At 67.1% G+C, this 16559-nt stretch carries 21 protein-coding genes; 7 read left to right on the plus strand and 14 right to left on the minus strand.

Annotated elements, in window-relative coordinates; all coding sequences use genetic code 11:
* Positions 1 to 77 precede the first annotated feature (77 nt).
* The gene (locus RMCN_RS18490; protein WP_067392232.1) at positions 78 to 1367 is read right to left on the minus strand and encodes a cytochrome P450; all 1290 of its coding nucleotides are present in this window, start codon (positions 1365 to 1367) and stop codon (positions 78 to 80) included.
* Positions 1368 to 1618: 251 nt separating this feature from the next.
* Here RMCN_RS18490 and RMCN_RS18495 point away from each other — a divergent pair, with 251 nt between their 5' ends.
* Entirely contained in the window at positions 1619 to 2191 is a 573-nt protein-coding gene (locus RMCN_RS18495) for a hypothetical protein (protein ID WP_064413180.1), read from the plus strand.
* Here RMCN_RS18495 and RMCN_RS18500 read toward each other — a convergent pair.
* On the minus strand, positions 2188 to 2667 hold the full coding sequence (locus RMCN_RS18500) for a hypothetical protein (RefSeq protein WP_067392278.1): 480 nt from the start codon (positions 2665 to 2667) through the stop codon (positions 2188 to 2190). The genes RMCN_RS18495 and RMCN_RS18500 overlap by 4 nt on opposite strands.
* The gene (locus tag RMCN_RS18505) at positions 2664 to 3281 is read right to left on the minus strand and encodes a DUF2867 domain-containing protein (protein ID WP_067392234.1); all 618 of its coding nucleotides are present in this window, start codon (positions 3279 to 3281) and stop codon (positions 2664 to 2666) included. Before RMCN_RS18505 ends, RMCN_RS18500 begins: the two co-directional genes overlap by 4 nt.
* A 58-nt stretch (positions 3282 to 3339) precedes the next feature.
* Here RMCN_RS18505 and RMCN_RS18510 point away from each other — a divergent pair, with 58 nt between their 5' ends.
* Positions 3340 to 3891 (plus strand): TetR/AcrR family transcriptional regulator, encoded by a 552-nt coding sequence (locus tag RMCN_RS18510; protein ID WP_067392236.1) that lies wholly within the window; start codon positions 3340 to 3342, stop codon positions 3889 to 3891.
* A gap of 42 nt (positions 3892 to 3933) precedes the next feature.
* On the opposite strand, the gene RMCN_RS31565 is transcribed toward RMCN_RS18510, so the two are convergent.
* The 5 genes from RMCN_RS31565 to RMCN_RS18535 form a co-directional block, all read right to left on the minus strand.
* Entirely contained in the window at positions 3934 to 4134 is a 201-nt protein-coding gene (locus RMCN_RS31565) for a hypothetical protein (protein WP_234787708.1), read from the minus strand.
* Between the two features lie 193 nt (positions 4135 to 4327).
* Positions 4328 to 5461: a nitronate monooxygenase gene (locus tag RMCN_RS18520; RefSeq protein ID WP_064413184.1), complete on the minus strand. Its 1134-nt coding sequence runs from the start codon at positions 5459 to 5461 to the stop codon at positions 4328 to 4330.
* A gap of 46 nt (positions 5462 to 5507) precedes the next feature.
* Positions 5508 to 5864: a glyoxalase gene (locus tag RMCN_RS18525; protein WP_084377565.1), complete on the minus strand. Its 357-nt coding sequence runs from the start codon at positions 5862 to 5864 to the stop codon at positions 5508 to 5510.
* 80 nt (positions 5865 to 5944) lie between these two features.
* Positions 5945 to 6715 (minus strand): HAD family hydrolase, encoded by a 771-nt coding sequence (locus RMCN_RS18530; RefSeq protein ID WP_067392237.1) that lies wholly within the window; start codon positions 6713 to 6715, stop codon positions 5945 to 5947.
* A 12-nt stretch (positions 6716 to 6727) separates the two neighbouring features.
* Positions 6728 to 7804: an NAD(P)H-dependent amine dehydrogenase family protein gene (locus RMCN_RS18535; protein WP_067392240.1), complete on the minus strand. Its 1077-nt coding sequence runs from the start codon at positions 7802 to 7804 to the stop codon at positions 6728 to 6730.
* A 77-nt stretch (positions 7805 to 7881) separates the two neighbouring features.
* Here RMCN_RS18535 and RMCN_RS18540 point away from each other — a divergent pair, with 77 nt between their 5' ends.
* Positions 7882 to 8616 carry a glucose 1-dehydrogenase gene (locus RMCN_RS18540; RefSeq protein WP_064346314.1) on the plus strand — a complete coding sequence of 245 codons (735 nt, stop codon included), beginning with the start codon at positions 7882 to 7884 and terminating at the stop codon, positions 8614 to 8616.
* 132 nt (positions 8617 to 8748) lie between these two features.
* Here the strand turns inward: RMCN_RS18540 and RMCN_RS18545 are convergent, their stop codons facing one another.
* A complete protein-coding gene (locus tag RMCN_RS18545) occupies positions 8749 to 9135 on the minus strand; it encodes a PaaI family thioesterase (protein WP_067392243.1) in 387 nt (128 codons plus the stop codon).
* A 57-nt stretch (positions 9136 to 9192) separates the two neighbouring features.
* Here RMCN_RS18545 and RMCN_RS18550 point away from each other — a divergent pair, with 57 nt between their 5' ends.
* Together RMCN_RS18550 and RMCN_RS18555 are read left to right on the plus strand one after the other, a co-directional pair.
* Complete coding sequence (locus tag RMCN_RS18550; RefSeq protein WP_067392245.1) at positions 9193 to 10452, plus strand: competence/damage-inducible protein A; 1260 nt, start codon at positions 9193 to 9195, stop codon at positions 10450 to 10452.
* Positions 10453 to 10530: 78 nt separating this feature from the next.
* The gene (locus tag RMCN_RS18555) at positions 10531 to 10752 is read left to right on the plus strand and encodes a hypothetical protein (RefSeq protein WP_067392248.1); all 222 of its coding nucleotides are present in this window, start codon (positions 10531 to 10533) and stop codon (positions 10750 to 10752) included.
* 25 nt (positions 10753 to 10777) lie between these two features.
* On the opposite strand, the gene RMCN_RS18560 is transcribed toward RMCN_RS18555, so the two are convergent.
* From RMCN_RS18560 to RMCN_RS18575, 4 genes are all read right to left on the minus strand, one after another.
* Positions 10778 to 11701, minus strand: coding sequence for an alpha/beta fold hydrolase (locus RMCN_RS18560; RefSeq protein WP_067392251.1), 924 nt, complete (start codon positions 11699 to 11701; stop codon positions 10778 to 10780).
* Between the two features lie 38 nt (positions 11702 to 11739).
* Positions 11740 to 12588, minus strand: coding sequence for a hypothetical protein (locus RMCN_RS18565; RefSeq protein WP_067392254.1), 849 nt, complete (start codon positions 12586 to 12588; stop codon positions 11740 to 11742).
* A gap of 35 nt (positions 12589 to 12623) precedes the next feature.
* On the minus strand, positions 12624 to 12761 hold the full coding sequence (locus RMCN_RS31570) for a hypothetical protein (RefSeq protein ID WP_234787709.1): 138 nt from the start codon (positions 12759 to 12761) through the stop codon (positions 12624 to 12626).
* Between the two features lie 172 nt (positions 12762 to 12933).
* Positions 12934 to 13308, minus strand: a complete 375-nt coding sequence (locus tag RMCN_RS18575; RefSeq protein WP_067392284.1) for a hypothetical protein — start codon at positions 13306 to 13308, stop codon at positions 12934 to 12936.
* Positions 13309 to 13406: 98 nt separating this feature from the next.
* On the opposite strand from RMCN_RS18575, the gene RMCN_RS18580 reads away from it, so the two are divergent.
* Together RMCN_RS18580 and RMCN_RS18585 are read left to right on the plus strand one after the other, a co-directional pair.
* Entirely contained in the window at positions 13407 to 15038 is a 1632-nt protein-coding gene (locus RMCN_RS18580) for a fatty acid--CoA ligase (RefSeq protein ID WP_067392287.1), read from the plus strand.
* A 118-nt stretch (positions 15039 to 15156) separates the two neighbouring features.
* A complete protein-coding gene (locus RMCN_RS18585; RefSeq protein WP_064413195.1) occupies positions 15157 to 15645 on the plus strand; it encodes a hypothetical protein in 489 nt (162 codons plus the stop codon).
* A gap of 10 nt (positions 15646 to 15655) precedes the next feature.
* Here the strand turns inward: RMCN_RS18585 and yaaA are convergent, their stop codons facing one another.
* A complete protein-coding gene (yaaA, locus tag RMCN_RS18590) occupies positions 15656 to 16402 on the minus strand; it encodes a peroxide stress protein YaaA (protein ID WP_067392257.1) in 747 nt (248 codons plus the stop codon).
* Positions 16403 to 16559 lie beyond the last annotated feature (157 nt).

The raw sequence follows: 16559 nt of genomic DNA on the forward strand, positions 1-16559 counted from the left end.
GTGCCCGGCCGGCCGGCGCGTCCGCCGATCGGACACTTCCGCGGTGGAGAGGCGGGTCCACCGATCGGGGGAACACGTCAGGGCGCAGGCTCGCTGCGGGCACCGACCGGAGCCCGCCCACTGACGGCCGGGTCGGCGCCGACATAGTCGACCTGCCAATGCTTGATGCCGTTGAGCCAGCCGGACCGGAGGCGTTCGGGTGGGCCCAGCGGCCGCAGATTCGGCATCTCGTCGGCGATCGCGTTGAAGATGAGGTCGATCGTCATCCGGGCCAGGTTCGCACCGATGCAGTAGTGCGCACCCGTGCCGCCGAATCCGACGTGCGGGTTGGGATCTCGCAGGATGTCGAAGGTATAGGGGTCGTCGAAGACCTCTTCGTCGAAATTGGCCGACCGGTAGAACATGACGACCCGGTCGCCCTTCTTGATCTTCACGCCCGACAGTTCTGTGTCCTCGAGCGCGGTGCGCTGGAACGACGTCACGGGGGTGGCCCAGCGGACGATCTCGTCGGCGGCGGTGACGGGCCGTTCCCGCTTGAAAAGTTCCCACTGCTCGGGGAATTCGGTGAACGCCATCATGCCCTGGGTGATCGAGTTGCGCGTGGTCTCGTTGCCCGCCACCGCCAGCAGGATGACGAAGAAGCCGAACTCGTCGTCGGTGAGTTTGTGTCCCTCGACGTCGGCCTGCACGAGCTTGGTGACCAGATCCTCGCCCGGGTTCTTGCTGCGCTCGGCGGCCATCTGCATGCCGTACATGATCAGCTCGACCGACGCGGCGGTCGGGTCGTTGCGGGTGTACTCGGGATCCTGATCGCCCACCATCTGATTCGACCAGTGGAACAGCTTCATCCGGTCTTCCTGCGGCACACCCATCAGTCCCGCGATCGCTTGCAGTGGAAGCTCGCACGAGACCTGCTCGACGAAATCCCCGGAACCCTCGGCAGCGGCCGCCTTGACGATCTTGGCCGCCCGCTCGCGCAGTTCGGCGCGCAGTGATTCGATCGCGCGCGGGGTGAACGCACGCGACACGATCTTGCGGAGATGCGTATGGTGCGGGGCGTCCTGATTGAGCAGGACCACCTTGCCGCCCTCGAGCGATTCGGGATCGGCCTCGTCGCGATAGCGCGGCAGCGCGGTCTTCTGGTTACTGGAGAAGATGTCGCTGCGTCGCGAAATCTCCTTGACGTCCTTGTGCTTGGTGACCACCCAGAAACCGTTGTCACCGAACGCAAGGTTCCCTTTGGTCTGTTCGTTCCACCAGATGGGCGCCACCTTGCGAAGCTCGGCGAGTTCGTCCACCGGCAGGCGTTCGGCGTAGATGTCTGGATCGGTGAAATCGAATCCGGGCGGAAGGTTCGGAGTCGGCATGGCTGCATCCCTCGATGACGTCGTCTAGTGCCCTCACCGCATTGCTACACCACAGTTGGGCGCGGGTGAGGCGGGATCGGGAAAGTCCAACGAAAAGGGGAAGTGGAACGTGTTCTCTGCGGCGCGGTAATTGACCTCTTCGTCACGGCGAGCACTCCTGTAACAATTCTGCGACACTGTTCGAACCAAAAGTGAGCTGCGGAAGGGCCGGTCCTCCGGTCTTCGAGCGGTAACCCGGAAAGGGGGCAGCGGTGAGGATCGTCATCAACCCGAAGAAGCTTTCGCTGCTGGGCGCGGGATTGGCAGCGGCAATCATGGCCGCCGCGCCGCAGACCCTCGCTGAACCTGCCGCGCCGGTTCCTCCGCCACCGCCCCCCGCGCCGGCCGACAGCGCAGCGGTTCTCGAAGCCGCCGCACCGGCGCCCGCTGCACCGCCGGCAGCCGATCCGTTGGCCTTCCTGCGCCCGGCACCCGCTGCGCCACCGCCCGCACCCGAGCCACCCGCTGCCGCCGAGGCGCCGGCCACCCCGCCCGAACCCGTGCCGCACCTCGCGAGCCCGGAGACGCTGGCGCCGGGGACCAAACTGGATCCGACCGGGCGCGGAAACGAGAGTCCGAACGTCAGCTATCTGAAGGACCTGTGGTACGCCGTCCAGAGGCATGAGATCAGCGGGAAGGAAGCGTTGATCATGGGCTTGGCCCAGCGCGGCATGAACACCCCGATTCCCGACCAGAACCCCGGCCCCAACGTTCCGATCGCACCGGTGCCGCCCGCGCCCGCGGCACCGCCCCCGCCGCTTGCACCTGTTCCGCCGGCGCCCTAGCGGCGGGCTCGCTCCAGAAGCGACCGGACCGTTTGCACGTGCGATGTCTCGATCGTCGCCCATAGGGCGCGGACGAACGCATTGTCCTGACGGGCCAAGGTCGCGAACAGCAATCTGCCGTTCTCTCGACGCAGGATCAGTTCTGCCGGCATCCCGATCCGTGAGTTCGTCCCGACCATCACGAAACCGGCGTCCCGGTCGCGAATCGTCCACCCGAGGATCGCGCCGGCCGAACCCGGCGTTCGCAGCTTGAGCCCGATCGCCGACCAAGCCGACAGCAGCCGGATCCGGGTGTGCAACGGCGCCCCCTCCAATATCAGTCGCATCCACGCCTCGGCACTGCGCTCGAGCGGATGATCGATGGTGACCTCGAAGCTGTCCGCGTAGTCGATGCGCCCGAGTGTGCTCGCGCTGAGCAGCGCTTCCGGGGGCGGGACCTGCTGAACGTGACGATTCAAGGCGTGGGTTCTGGTCATGGCTGCCTGCTTTCGTGTCGTGTCGCCCCCGGCCTGCTGCGCCACAGTCGACCGATGTCGCGCAGCATCAGCGGGTAGACGACGAGGTGGCGGAAGGGAGCGATCGCGCGTAGATACATCCGGCCGATCGCACCGTTGGGCCGGACCAGCACCGCCATCTGTCCGCGATGCGCACCCGTGGCGTCGGCGACCCAGCCGACGTGCAACACCCCGTGCACGGTCCGATTGGCGATCTCCATCGCGAACTCGTCGTCGGTGCGGTACAGGGGTTGAAAATGGGCATCGTCTACTGCGAGTCGTGTTGCACTGGAGCGTAATTCAGGACTGAGGCGGTCTCGCAAGGTGTGGACGCGCGCACCCAAACCCGCCTCCGCCGTGTCGAGCGCGAACAACCTTCCCAGCGCCCACCGGGCGGCGAACAGGGCGCGCACGACGGGTGAGGTCCGGGCGGCATCGAATGTGCACCAAAGCTTCACGAGTTCATCGAACTCGTCGCGCCGTCCCGGCGTCGGCAGCGCCCAGACATCGAGCACCTCGAAGTCGGCGGCGATGTCATGGATCCGCCAGGGCCGGACGACATGCTCGCCGATGTCGAGTCGCTCTCCGCCAAACATACATTACTGTATGCTTGAATCTGTGACGCCGTCAATGCCTTAACGCAGGAGGTCGCCGATGGTCGCTCAGATCCGCACACCACGGAACGTGTGGATCGACGCCGGGCTCGAGGCGTTGGCGGCGGGTGGGCCGGACGCCGTCCGGGTGGATCTGCTCGCCAAGGCGCTGGGTGTCACGCGTGGCGGCTTTTATTGGCACTTCGCCAATCGGCAGGATTTCCTCGACGCCCTGCTCGAGTCATGGGAGCAGCGAAGTACCGACGATGTGCTGGAACGCGTTGAGGCCGAGGGCGGGGACGCCAGGGCGAAAGTCCGCAAGGCGGGCCTGCTGACGTTCTCCAAGGAACTCCTCCCGATCGACCTGGCGGTGCGTGACTGGGCCCGCCGCGATCGCGCGGTGGCGCGGCGCCTTCGCCGCGTCGACAACCGTCGGATGGAGTATCTGCGCGCTCTCATCGGCACTTTCATCGGAAACCCCGCCGATGTCGAGGCCCGGGCCATGCTCGCGTTCTCGCTGGCGATCGGAGGTCACTTCATCGCGGCCGACCACGCCGGTCTGACCCGGCGCGAAGTCGTGGAACGGGCCACGCAGCGACTTCTCAGCAACTGACTCCGGCGGTGCCGGTCGCGCCGGCGATGCCGAAACGTGAAGTCACGGGGGAGGAGTCGGCAGACCCAACCTGTCCTTGATCTCGTCGACCTTGGCTTCGATGCGCTCGAGGTCCTCGGCGTCGACCTTGAACAACCAATGCTTGGCGCCGAGCAGCAGGATCGCCTGGAAGATCAATTGCAGCCACTCGCTTTGCCAGTTCTCGAACGTGCTCGCGAAGAACTGGTGCGGTACTCGTTCCACATGAAGGGCTGGCCATGCTGCTGCTGGGTACTGGTGAACTCGGCCAGTTGGGTGAAGAACTGTCCGAGCCATGAGCCGACGAACAGCAGGAGCAGTATGTACACCGCGCCCCATCGCCTTATGTGCGTCATGGGTAGGGGTGTACCCAAGATCAGCGGGCCACCCCCCGGGGTGCGATGCGGAGAACCGCGGATCAGACCGAGGCGGCCTCGTTGATCTCGTCGAGCCTGCCGGTCGCCTCGAGGTACTCCTGCACCCAGCGCTCGATCACCGTCGCGGTCTTCTCGACCTTGGTGAACTGCCCGACGACCTGACCGATCGGGTTGAACGCCACGTCGACGGACTCGTTCGGATACTTGTGGGTCGCGGCCACCGCCATCCCGGAAACCATGTACTGCAACGGCATTCCGAGCGGTTTGGGGTTGTTGGGATCCTCCCACGCCTCGGTCCACTCGTTGCGCAGCATGCGCGCGGGCTTACCGGTGAACGACCGGCTGCGCACGGTGTCCTTGCTGGAGGCCTTGACGTACGCCGCGTGCTGAACCGGGGTGTTCTCCGACTCTTCGACCATCACCCACTGCGAACCGGTCCAGGCACCTTGGGCCCCGAGGGCGAGTGCCGCCGCGATCTGCTGGCCGCTGCCGATGCCGCCGGCGGCCAGCACCGGCACCGGGGCGACCTCCTTGACGACCTGCGGCCACAGCACGATCGAGCCGATCTCACCGCAGTGCCCGCCGGCCTCGCCGCCCTGGGCGATGATGATGTCCACGCCGGCGTCGGCGTGTTTGCGCGCCTGCGACGGCGAACCGCACAGCGCGGCGACCTTGCGGCCTTCGTCGTGGATGTGCTTGATCATGTCGGCGGGGGGAGTGCCGAGCGCGTTGGCGATCAGCGTGCACTTGGGATGCCGCAGCGCGACCTCCACCTGTGGGGTGGCGGTGGCCTCGGTCCACCCGAGCAGTTGCAACGCGTCGTCGTCGCTGTGATCGACCGGCACGCCGTGCTCAGCGAGGATCTTCTTGGCGAAGTCGATGTGCTCCTGGGGGACGAGGTCGTTGAGCGTCTTCTTGAGCACCTCCGGATCCATATCCGCGGAGTCCATGCCCTCGTACTTGTTCGGGATCACGATGTCCACGCCGTATGGGTGGTCTCCGATGTTCTCGTCGATCCACTTGAGCTCGATCTCGAGCTGTTCCGGGGTGTATCCGACGGCGCCGAGCACGCCGAAGCCGCCGGCCTTGCTCACGGCGACCACCACGTCCCGGCAGTGGGTGAACGCGAAGATCGGATACTCGATGCCGAGGTCGTCACAGATCGGGGTGCGCATGCCTGCTCCTTGGTGATGGGCCGCTCAAATTGAAACGTGTTCTAGTTTAGTACGTACCGAGGTCCTGCACGAAGGAGACCTCGTTACCGTCGGGATCGACGACGTCGACGACCTTCACCAGGTCGGCGATCACGACGACCTCTCCGGTGTCGATGCCCAGCCGCGCCAAGTCGGTGATCTGCGCGTCGAGATCGTCGACACCGATCCGGACCGCCGATCGGCCCGCGCGCGTGTGGTCCTCCATGAGCTGCAGCCAGGCGGTCGCGGTGATCTGCCACTCGGCGACGCCGTCGATCGGCTCGAGATCGGGGCCACGCCCCATCACCTGGCAGTACCAGGTCCGGGCCGCGACGATATCGGCGGTGGCGACCACCGCGGCGACGTCGTTGAACTGTCCGGCCACGGTCCAATCCTTCGCCGAGACTTCGCTTTATGACGGGATTCGGGCGAAATGCGTCAGAAACCGTAGTCTCGGCGCGACGCTCAGTCGTATCCGATGAACCGCCGAAACGACACCCGCCTGCGGTTGCTCGACCCCTCGACCTGCAACACCGGCCAACCGTGTTCGGCCGCCATCGCGGCGAGCCCGGGCCGTGGGTTCACCGGCCGTGGATTTCCGACAAGAGCCATCAGCACCGAGTCCTCGTCACCGTCGGCGTAGAAGTAACTGCGGTGCAGCTCAACGCCATTGGCCTCGCAGAAGCGTTGCACCGCGGTCGATTTGTTGGCTCCCCAGATGACGGGCTTGGCGATCCGGCCGGTGAGCAGACCGGCGCCGTCGGTCTCGAAGTGATTGCACAACACGTGGTTGATCCCGGTGAACCGGGCGACGGGTTCGGCGTGGATGGTCAGCGCTGAGCTGCTGAGCACAACGGTGTGGCCGCGTTGCTGGTGCGCTTGGACGATCTCGTGCATGTAGGGGAACACGCGCGCCGCCACCCGCTCCACGAAGAGCCGCTCACCGAGTTCGTCGAGTTCGGCGAGGGACTCACCGCGCAGGTATCCGGCAGCACGGGTGAGAAGCCGCTCGAATTGCATGCGGCCCAACCGGTATCGCAGCGACGCTTCGACCACGCCGAGCACCTCACCGATGCGCGCCTGTCTGCGGCGAATGCGGTCGGCGGCGTGTGCGGTGGCGGTGAAGCCGTCGACCAGCGTGCCGTCGAGATCGAAGAACGCCCCGACACGGGGATCCTGCGGGCTGGCGGCGACTTCGGCTACAGCGTCCACGGGCTGCGTCGGCTGCAGGCTCATAACCTCGTCAGCTTACTGAGCCGCGTACAACCCCTTGCCCGTCACGAGCGGCATGTCCAAAGTGGTCCGGATCCCCGGTGCGGCCGCCACCACGTCCGGGATCGCGTTGACGATGCGGCCGGCCGCGGCCAGGATCGCGGCGTAGTTGTGATCGCCGTTGCGACTGGTCGGGCAGATGTCCATGACATATGACGGTTCGCCGGTGATCTCGACGCGGTACGAACCGCCCGGCTGTGCGGGTTGAGCCCAGTCCGGTCGCAGGTCGCCGCGCAGCCGCGTGACGTGCTCGACGACGATCGCCGGTCTGCCCTTGACCATGCCCTCGATCTGGAATCGCACGGCGGCCACGGTGCCCTTCTTGATCGTGCCGACCGCGACGTCGAAGTCCTCGGGCGCCGGTTCCTGTTCGACGGAGTCGCGGATCTCGTCGACCTCGATGCCGAGGCCCGCGGCGAGCTGGCGGATGGCGGTGCCCCAGGCGATGCTCAGCACTCCGGGCTGGTACAGCATCGGAAGGTCACCGATCTCATTACCGAAGCCCATCACGTCGAACATGACGGTGGCGCCGTCGTAGCTCGCGTAGTCGGCGATCTCCATCGTGCGGAACTGTTCGATGCTCTGACATGTTCCGGCAAGGGCGAACGGGAGCAGGTCGGTCACGAAGCCCGGGTCCACACCCGTCATGAAGACCGTCGAATTGCCTTCTCGCGCAGCGTCTTCGATACGCTGGATGTACTTGTCGGGGATCACCTGCCACGGGTACTGCAACACGCCGAGGCCGGAGCCGACGACGTCGATGCCCGCCGCGAGGATCTTGCGCACGTCAGCCATCGCATCGGGCAGTCGCGTGTCGCCCATCGCGCAGTACACGACGCATTCCGGCGCGTCCGCGATGATCGCGTCGAGATCGCCTACCGCGCTCACCCCGGTGGTGACGTCGAGACCGGCCAACTCCCCGGCGTCTTTGCCCACCTTGGCCTCCGACGAGACCCATACGCCGGTGAGATCGAACCGCGCATCGTCGATCAGTTGCTTCAGTGCGAGGCTGCCGCAGTTGCCGGTTCCGATGAGCGCCACACGAATAGCCATGGCCAGCAGTATGCGTGCTGGCCAGCGAAATTGGAACAGGTTCTAGTTCTCTGCGAGGTGCGGTAGCCTGACGCCCCATGGGACGTGTGGACGACAAAGTGGCACTCATCAGTGGCGGTGCTCGCGGAATGGGGGCCGCCGACGCCCGCGCACTGGTGGCCGAGGGCGCCAAGGTGGTGATCGGCGACATCCTCGACGAAGAGGGCAAGGCGCTGGCCGAGGAGATCGGTGACGCCGCCCGCTACGTCCACCTCGACGTCACCCAGGCCGACCAGTGGGAGGCCGCCGTCGCCACCGCCGTCAATGAGTTCGGCAAGCTCAACGTGTTGGTCAACAACGCCGGGACCGTGGCCCTGGGCATGATCGGCCAGTTCGACATGGCCAAGTGGCAGAAGGTCATCGACGTCAACCTCACCGGCACCTTCCTGGGCATGCAGCATTCGGTCGAGGCGATGAAGGCCGCCGGCGGCGGATCGATCATCAACATCTCCTCGATCGAGGGGCTGCGCGGCGCGGTGATGGTGCACCCGTACGTGGCCTCGAAGTGGGCGGTGCGCGGGCTCACGAAGTCGGCGGCACTGGAACTGGGACCGCACAACATCCGGGTCAACTCGGTGCACCCGGGCTTCATCCGCACCCCGATGACCAAACACTTCCCCGACAACATGCTGCGGATCCCGTTGGGCCGGCCCGGTCAACCCGACGAGGTCGCGACCTTTGTCGTGTTCCTGGCCAGCGACGAGTCGCGGTACTCGACCGGCGCCGAGTACGTCATGGACGGTGGCCTGACCAACGACGTCCCCCACAAGTAGTGCGCCGAACGTGGGTTACCCGCACGTCTTTCGCGGCGCGAGCGTGACATAACCTCACACTCGGCCAGCGGGGTGGGTACGCCAGCGGTGGATCTAGCGAGGGTGGGTCTCGGCCAGAGGGGTGGGTCGACCTCAGTCGACGGCGGCGAAGTTCACCGTCGCAGTCGCTCCGATCTCGTCGTCGTTGCCGCGGTAGATGTCGACCTGGACGACCACCGAACGCTTACCCGTGCGCAGGATGCGCGCGACCGCCCGCGCCGGCCCGATCTTGATGGGCCTCAGATAGCGGATGAACAGGTCCGTGGTGGCGATGGCATGGCCGAACGGGGTGGCTCGGGAGGCGAGCTGGCCCGCGGTCACGTCGGCCATCGTCGCGATCAAGCCGCCCTGCAAACCGCCCGCGGTGTTGGTGGTCCGCTCGTCGACGGGCATCTCCATCGTCACGGTGCCCTCGGCCGACGGCACCTCCGTCAGACCGAGTTGGTCGAACAACTCGCGAAGCGACTTGGGTGCGGTCATGGTAATGACATTACCGCCGTGCGCCGGCGCCGTGTCGGGTGCGTAATGTCGTAGCTCGTGAGCGCACGCGCGGGCATCGTCGTCACCGGTACGGAAGTCCTCACCGGCCGGGTCCAAGATCTCAACGGGCCCTGGCTGGCCGACCGACTGCTGGAGTTGGGTGTCGAGCTGGCCCACATCACGATGTGCGGCGACCGGCGCGGCGACATCGAGGCGCAGCTGCGCTTCCTGGCCGACGAGGGCGTGGACCTCATCATCACGACCGGCGGCCTCGGGCCCACCGCCGACGATATGACCGTCGAGACGGTAGCTCGGTTCAGCGGCCGAAAGTTGGTGTTGGACAACAGACTCGAGGAAAAGATCGCCGACATCGTGTCGCGGCTGATGGCGCGCTTCCCCGACGTCGACGCCGAGGCGATCCGGGCAGCCAACCGCAAGCAGGCCCTGATCCCCGAAGGCGCCGATGTGATCGATCCGGTGGGCACCGCGCCGGGTGTGGTGGTTCCCGGCGCGCCGACGGTCGTCGTGCTGCCCGGCCCGCCACGCGAGTTGCAACCGATGTGGCCGCTGGCGTTGCAGACCGCTGCGGTACAGAAGGCCATCGCCGACCGTACGGTGTATCGCCAGGAGATGGTGCGGATGTTCGGTGTTCCCGAATCCGGTCTCGCCGACACGCTGCGCGATGCCGAACGCGAGGTCGACGACTTCGAACGGCTCGAGATCACCACCTGCCTGCGACGCGGTGAACTCGAGGTTGTCACCCGCTACGAGCCGGACGCCGCACAGACCTACACCGAGCTGATGGGGCGGCTGCGTGATCGTCATGGCGATGCGGTCTTCTCCGAGGACGGCTCCCGCGTCGATGACCAGGTCGCCCGGCTGCTGAGGGGGCGTCGTATCGCGACCGCGGAGTCGTGCACCGGCGGCCTGTTGGCCGCGCGGCTGACCGATCTCGCGGGGTCGTCGGCGTACGTCGCGGGCGCGGTGGTGGCCTACGCGAACGACGCCAAATCCGAACTGCTCGGCGTCGAGCCCGCCCTGATCGAACTGCACGGCGCGGTCTCCGAGCCCGTCGCCGAAGCAATGGCCGACGGGGCGCTGAACCGGTTCGGCGCGGACACCGCGGTCGCGATCACCGGAATCGCCGGACCGGGCGGCGGCACAGCCGAAAAGCCCGTCGGCACGGTGTGTTTCAGTCTGAAGCTGGCCGACGGCACCACGGTGACCAGATCGATGCGGATGCCCGGTGACCGCGCCGACATCCGCGAGCGGTCCACCACCGTGGCCATGCACCTGCTGCGCCGCGCGCTGAGCTGACTGATGCGCGTCCGCGGCCTCCTGCAGCGGTGCCATGCGGATCGGCTAACGTACGGGTCCGACACAGGAGGAGCACCGATGGCGGAGAACGCGCGCGAGCAGATGTCTGAACGCGCCGTAGAGGCCGGATGGCACCGCAGGGACGCCGACCGTACCGACTACTACACGCGCAGCCCGGTGCGTATTCACGTGATCTGGCAGGGAAACGACGCCATCAGCGGCGGCGCGCTGTATCACGACGACATCCTGATGGCCTACAGCCGGGACCTGTCCACGGTGTCCGGCTGGCTGAAGCGCTGAGCTGACGCGCCGACAGACACCGCGGTCAGGGGCGTTGGGTCTGGTACTCGTCCCACACCTTCATCGTCGTCTGCAGGATCTCCTCGGCCCGGCCCAGGCCGGCGAGATGGCTCTCGCCGGGCATCGGGTACAGCTCGGCATCGCGAAGCTTCGAGACGACGTGCTCACCGTGCCGGAATGGGACGATATGGTCGGCGTCGCCGTGCCACCACCGGATGGGCACCGCTATCTCGTCGAGCCGGAAACCCCAGTCGCGGGCGAACACGACGATGTCGGAGAACGGTGCGGCCAGCTGTTTGCGGCTGCCGTTGAGCAGATCGTCGAGGAACATCGCCTTGATCTCCGGCCGGGCCAGCAGCCGGCGGTCCGCCTCGGGCGACACGCGCCCGTAGAGGTCTGTGACCGGAGATGCGACCGGCTTGATGAACCGGATCAGGGCCGAGGCCAGCAGCCCGATCGGAACTCCCGCGTACTGCAGCAGCGGCGCGACGCGCGTGCCGAGGTTGCCCATCAGCCCACCGGGGATCGCATCGGGACCGACGGTGGGGGCGACACCGCCGATCACGCCCGCCACCACCACACGGTCGGGCATCGCGGCCGCGCACCCGAGCGTGTAGGGGCCGCCACCGGACAGGCCGACGACGGCCAATTTGTCGATGCCGAGGGTGTCGGCGATGGTGCGGAGATCGTCGGCGAAATCGACGACCCGCTCGTATCGATGCGGGGTGGAGGACCCGATGCCGGGCCGGTCCAGACCGATCAGGCGGATGTTCGCCTTCTCGGCGTAGATACGCGCTTCCATCGGGATCTGTCGACGGGCACCGGGCGTGCCGTGCAGCCAGAAGATGGTGCGGCCCTGCGGGGCGCCGAACTCGGCGAACCCGATGCGTCGGTCCTCACCGACGGCGACGTTGCCCTCGAGCTTGGGGCGGGCGATTGCGACAACCATGGCGGAAGTGTCTCACGACGGCCGCACGCTCATTCCAATTAGGCCACCCGAAACACGTACGACGCCGCGGTGGTGACGCGGTCGTCGACGCCCTCGTCATGCATCAGCACGCGGACCGCGATCGTGCCGTCGGCCCCGCGCACCGGTTCCGTGTCCAACCGGAAAGGGCCGGCCTTTCCGCGCGCCATGAACATCACATGGCAGGACACCCCGTGGAGGCGGTCGGTTCCTACGGCGGCGGCCGCGGCGTCGATGGCGGCGGTCTCGAGGATGACGAACTGCGGTCCGACGTGCAGGGCCGCATCAGGCGATGCGACCTCGACCGACAGCTCGGGCAGCCCCCAGCGGCCGTCGGGTCGGCGATGACCGCCGAACACCTGCCACAGCGGCGGCAGGTCGGGGGAGTCGACGATCTCGAGCGGATTGGCCTCCATCCGTTCCAGTCCCTCGGGCGGGACGCCGATGCTGACGCCCTGGCCCTCGATCAGTGCGAGCACGCGGGCCGGGTTGTCGGCGTCGACGATCTTGGCGCGGCTGTATCCCATCTGCCGGCCGACCCGAAGTTCCTCCGACACCACCTCGAAGCACGTGACGTCGCGACCCGGATCGAGGATCTGGCAGGAGTGGATGACCGGGTTCGGCACCGCCTCGAGGTCGGACATGTGTCCGCTCTCGGGCGCCGAGATGCCCAGCACGGCGAACAGCAGCCCGCCCGCCGCGTCGCGCATGTCGCGGCGCACCGTGACGGTGTTGTCCTCTTCGACGAGGTCCATCTGGGCGTAACTGCGGCCGATGTAGCGATAGCTCAGCAGTCCGCCCCAGCGCCTGCGCAGTTCCTCTGCATACTCCTCGGGTGAATCGGACAACTCGCGGATATCGCGCAGCACGCAACACTCCTATCTGAGGTGACGCCGACGGCGGTCTACAGCAGTCGGCGAGGCGACACTTCCATCTGATAACCCGCGGGGAACGTCATCTCGATCACCCGCAGTTCGTCGTGGGCCTTGGACTCCAGCTCGAGGACGACGCAGCCCTCGCCGAGGTCTTTGGCCTCCAGCACTGTGTATTGCTGACCGCCACCGTTGACATGACCTGATGTCGCCGCCGGTGCGGCTCCGAGACGACGGGGTCCCCTGAGCGCAGTGCCTCGACCGCTACCAGGCCGGGGGCTTTTGCCGGGTGTGCTTCCACGCGACCAACGGTAGGCCAAATTGCCCGCATGCTGGCGGGTTTCAGCTGACCGCCGCGGTGTAGGCGAAGCCGCCGATCACGAAGGTGGTCAGGCACAATCCGAATGTTCCCAACGCGAACGGCCAGCCGGGCGCACGGCGCACCAGCTGCACGATGGTCGCGATCAGGCCCGCCACCCCGATCGCGATCGCCAGCAGCACGGCGGTGAAGACCGCGTTCACGGCGCCGTCCGCGCTGCAGGACTCGGGAGGGCAGTGGTCCAGGAATGCCAGTGAGAACAGCCCGAAGAACGCTCCGACGGCAATCATCCCGGCGGTGATAACCAGAGCGACGACCGACGCCGCGATGTCGGCACCGGACACCGGCCGCCTGTACGGCTGCGGTGGCGCATATCCCGGATAGCTTGGTTGGACCATGACCGCAGATGCTAGCGATGCGATGTGCCGTTTCCCGTCGAAATGCCAGGACATCGACCATCATGGCGCTATCGAGCCAGCCGCACGGGGAGATGCCGATGGACAGCACGATGCAGGACTTTCCGCTGACCCTGACCACGATCCTGCGGCACGGTACGGGGTGGCACTCCGGCCGCAAGGTGATCACCGCGACGCCCGACGGTTCGCGCGAGATCAGCTACGGCGAACTCGGAACCCGGGTGGCCCAGCTGGCCAACGGGCTGCGTGCGCTCGGAGTCAGCGAGGGCCAACGGGTGGCCACGTTCATGTGGAACAACCAGGAACATCTCGAGGCCTACTTCGCCGCGCCGTGCATGGGCGCGGTGCTGCACACGCTCAACATCCGACTGGGCGGGGATCAGGTCGCATTCATCGCCAACGAGGCCGAGGATTCCGTTGTGCTGGTGGACATGTCGCTTCTGGCGTTGTTCGCGCCGATCCTTCCGCAGCTGACGACGGTGCACACCGTGATCGTGGTGGGGGACGGTGACATCTCCGGGCTCGCCGACGCGGGCTGCACGGTGATTCGCTACGACGACCTCCTCGCCGAGCAGCCGCTCGCGTACGACTGGCCGGTCCTCGACGAAAAGAGCGCTGCGGCAATGTGTTACACCAGCGGCACGACCGGCAACCCGAAGGGCGTCGTCTACAGCCACCGGTCGACGTATCTGCACTCGATGGCCGTGTGCTCCGCCAACGGCATCGGCCTGGCCGACGGTGACCGCGTGTTGACGGTCGTTCCGATGTTTCACGCCAATGCGTGGGGTCAGCCGTATGCATCGGTGATGGCGGGCGCGGATCTGCTGCTGCCCGACCGGTTTCTGCAGGCCGCCCCGCTGGTCGACATGATCGAGCGTCATCGCCCGACCATCTCGGCGGCGGTACCGACGATATGGAACGACGTGCTCAACTTCTTGCACGCCAACCCGGACAGGGACATCTCGTCGCTGCAAACCGTCTGCTGCGGCGGGTCGGCGGTGCCGCTGGCGATGATGAAGGAGTACCAGGAGCGCCTCGGTGTTGTCATCCGCCAGGGCTGGGGAATGACCGAAACCTCTCCGCTGGCGGCGATCGCGATCCCGCCACCGGAAGTGACCGGTGACGACCACTGGACGTTGCGGGCCGCGGCGGGACGCGCGTTGTGCGGCGTGGAAATCCGCATCGTCGACGACCGGGGCGCGGTTCTGCCCAGCGACGGGAAAGCCGTGGGTGAGATCGAGATTCGCGGTCCGTGGATCACCGGGTCGTATTACCGCAACGCCGACCCCAGCAAGTTCGACGAGGGATGGCTGCGCACCGGTGACGTCGGAAGGATCGACCCGCAGGGTTTCATCACGTTGACCGACCGCGCCAAGGACGTGATCAAGTCCGGCGGGGAGTGGATCTCGTCTGTGGAGTTGGAACTGCGCATCATGGACCATCCCGCCGTGTACGAGGCGGCGGTCGTCGCGGTGCCCGATGACCGTTGGCAGGAGCGGCCGTTGGCGGCGGTGGTCCTCGACAAGGGCGCATCGGTCGCCGCGGACGAGTTACGGAAACATCTGAGCGACAACGTACCCCGGTTCTGGTTGCCGGAACGATGGGCGTTCGTCGAGGAGGTGCCCAAGACCAGCGTCGGGAAGTTCGACAAGAAGTTGATCAGGGCGCGGTACGCAGACGGCGCCTACGACGTCGTCGAGTGCCGGGACTGATCGCCGCGCCGCCGAACACCCGGCGAACCGTTCCGGAGCGGGTGACAGGTGGTTTACGGTAGCGACGACGGTCAATCCCGTGGCTACACACCGCGGATGAGGAAACGGGGACGAAGACATGCGCCGATCGATCCGACTGCTGGCCTCGGCCGCCGCGCTCACAACCGCGACGCCACTCGGGTTACTGACCGCCGGCATCGCGTCGGCCAATGACACCTTCGTCCCGATGAACCAGGTGTCGCGCCGTTGCGATTACAGCGAGACCGACTACAACGGCCCGACCGGCAACGGGCGGGGCACGAGCGTCATCAGGTCGAGCGGGTCGAATCTGTCCGCGGATGTCACGCTGGACGTGGCGATCCCGAACATGCGCTACGACGTCAGACTCATCCAGGTACCGCGACCGTCCTCCGCGCCCTGCCTCGGCGGCGATCCCGGTGTCGCGGCGGGAGTGCTTCACACCAACGGTGTCGGCCACGGCACCGTCTCCCTCAACGACAGCATCGAGCCGGGTGCGACGGGGGCGTGGGTGTGGATCACGCGGCCCGACCGGTTCTCCCAGGATCCCGCGGAGTTCTACACCAGCGACATGATCGTCAAGATCTGAGGCGATCCGCTCAGGCGGCGACGACGACGGTCAATTCATCCCCGCGCCGTTCCACCCGCATACCCGCGCGCCTCGCCACGGCGGCAACCGCGGACGCATCGGCCGGTTCAGCTCGCGAACTCGCCAAAGCGCGGGCGAGTCGCCCTTTGTGCGCCTTGTTGAAGTGGGTCACCACGCTGCGACGCCCGTCTGGATGCTCGGCGACGACGTCCACGCGGACCGCGTTGGGCAGCCGGCCGAGTGCCGCGTACGAACCCGAGCGCAGGTCGACAACCAGATCGTCGGCCGCCCAGCGGGCCAGCACGGGTTCCAGCAGCGGGCGCCACCGCGTCGCCAGGGAAGGGCGCCCGGGAAGCTTGGACGTCGCCGAGAGTCGATACGCGGGGACCAGATCGTCGGCGCGCAGCAGTCCGAACAGCGCAGAGCCGACGGCCAGCCGCGCCCGTGCGCGCGATGCGGCGGCCCCGCTCAGCGATCCGACGTCCAGGGCGTCGTAGAGGACACCGGTGTAGCGGCTGATCGCCGGCAACGTCGGCGCGACGCGCAACTGGCTGTTGCGATCGATCTCGGCATCCTGCGACGCGGAGAGCCCTAGCGCGCGCCGGCACGCCGGCCGGTCGGCGGCCAGTTCCACCAGCTCATCGAGCAGTTCGGCGCGCAGCGGCCCGAGCTCGGCCGAGCTGAGCGACTGCAGGCGCAGCGGGGGCCCGTCGCCGCCCAGCCGCTTGGTCTCCGAGGGCGGAAGAAGCACGATCACGCCGCAGAGGCTATCCGGGCGGTCGCGCTCAGGCCGGAGGCACCGGAGCCGGCGGTGGGGGTGCGAACGGATCAGCCGGCGGCGGAGGCGGTGGGGGTGCCAGCGGGTCGCCCGGCGGCGGGGCCGGAGCCGGCGGGGGCGGGGGTGCGAACGGATC

Origin of the sequence: Mycolicibacterium novocastrense (assembly GCF_001570485.1) — a bacterium.
Classification (GTDB): domain Bacteria; phylum Actinomycetota; class Actinomycetes; order Mycobacteriales; family Mycobacteriaceae; genus Mycobacterium; species Mycobacterium novocastrense.

Excerpts from the sequence above, each read along its gene's own strand:
- RMCN_RS18520 (WP_064413184.1), bottom strand. The coding sequence starts at position 5,461 with ATGCGCACCCCGATCTGTGACGACCTCGGCATCGAGTATCCGATCTTC.
- RMCN_RS18540 (WP_064346314.1), top strand. The coding sequence starts at position 7,882 with ATGGGACGTGTGGACGACAAAGTGGCACTCATCAGTGGCGGTGCTCGC.
- RMCN_RS18500 (WP_067392278.1), bottom strand. The coding sequence starts at position 2,667 with ATGACCAGAACCCACGCCTTGAATCGTCACGTTCAGCAGGTCCCGCCC.
- RMCN_RS18490 (WP_067392232.1), bottom strand. The coding sequence starts at position 1,367 with ATGCCGACTCCGAACCTTCCGCCCGGATTCGATTTCACCGATCCAGAC.
- RMCN_RS18530 (WP_067392237.1), bottom strand. The coding sequence starts at position 6,715 with ATGAGCCTGCAGCCGACGCAGCCCGTGGACGCTGTAGCCGAAGTCGCC.
- RMCN_RS18545 (WP_067392243.1), bottom strand. The coding sequence starts at position 9,135 with ATGACCGCACCCAAGTCGCTTCGCGAGTTGTTCGACCAACTCGGTCTG.
- RMCN_RS18585 (WP_064413195.1), top strand. The coding sequence starts at position 15,157 with ATGCGCCGATCGATCCGACTGCTGGCCTCGGCCGCCGCGCTCACAACC.
- RMCN_RS18535 (WP_067392240.1), bottom strand. The coding sequence starts at position 7,804 with ATGGCTATTCGTGTGGCGCTCATCGGAACCGGCAACTGCGGCAGCCTC.
- RMCN_RS18575 (WP_067392284.1), bottom strand. The coding sequence starts at position 13,308 with ATGGTCCAACCAAGCTATCCGGGATATGCGCCACCGCAGCCGTACAGG.
- RMCN_RS18510 (WP_067392236.1), top strand. The coding sequence starts at position 3,340 with ATGGTCGCTCAGATCCGCACACCACGGAACGTGTGGATCGACGCCGGG.
- RMCN_RS18580 (WP_067392287.1), top strand. The coding sequence starts at position 13,407 with ATGGACAGCACGATGCAGGACTTTCCGCTGACCCTGACCACGATCCTG.
- RMCN_RS18560 (WP_067392251.1), bottom strand. The coding sequence starts at position 11,701 with ATGGTTGTCGCAATCGCCCGCCCCAAGCTCGAGGGCAACGTCGCCGTC.
- RMCN_RS18505 (WP_067392234.1), bottom strand. The coding sequence starts at position 3,281 with ATGTTTGGCGGAGAGCGACTCGACATCGGCGAGCATGTCGTCCGGCCC.
- RMCN_RS18555 (WP_067392248.1), top strand. The coding sequence starts at position 10,531 with ATGGCGGAGAACGCGCGCGAGCAGATGTCTGAACGCGCCGTAGAGGCC.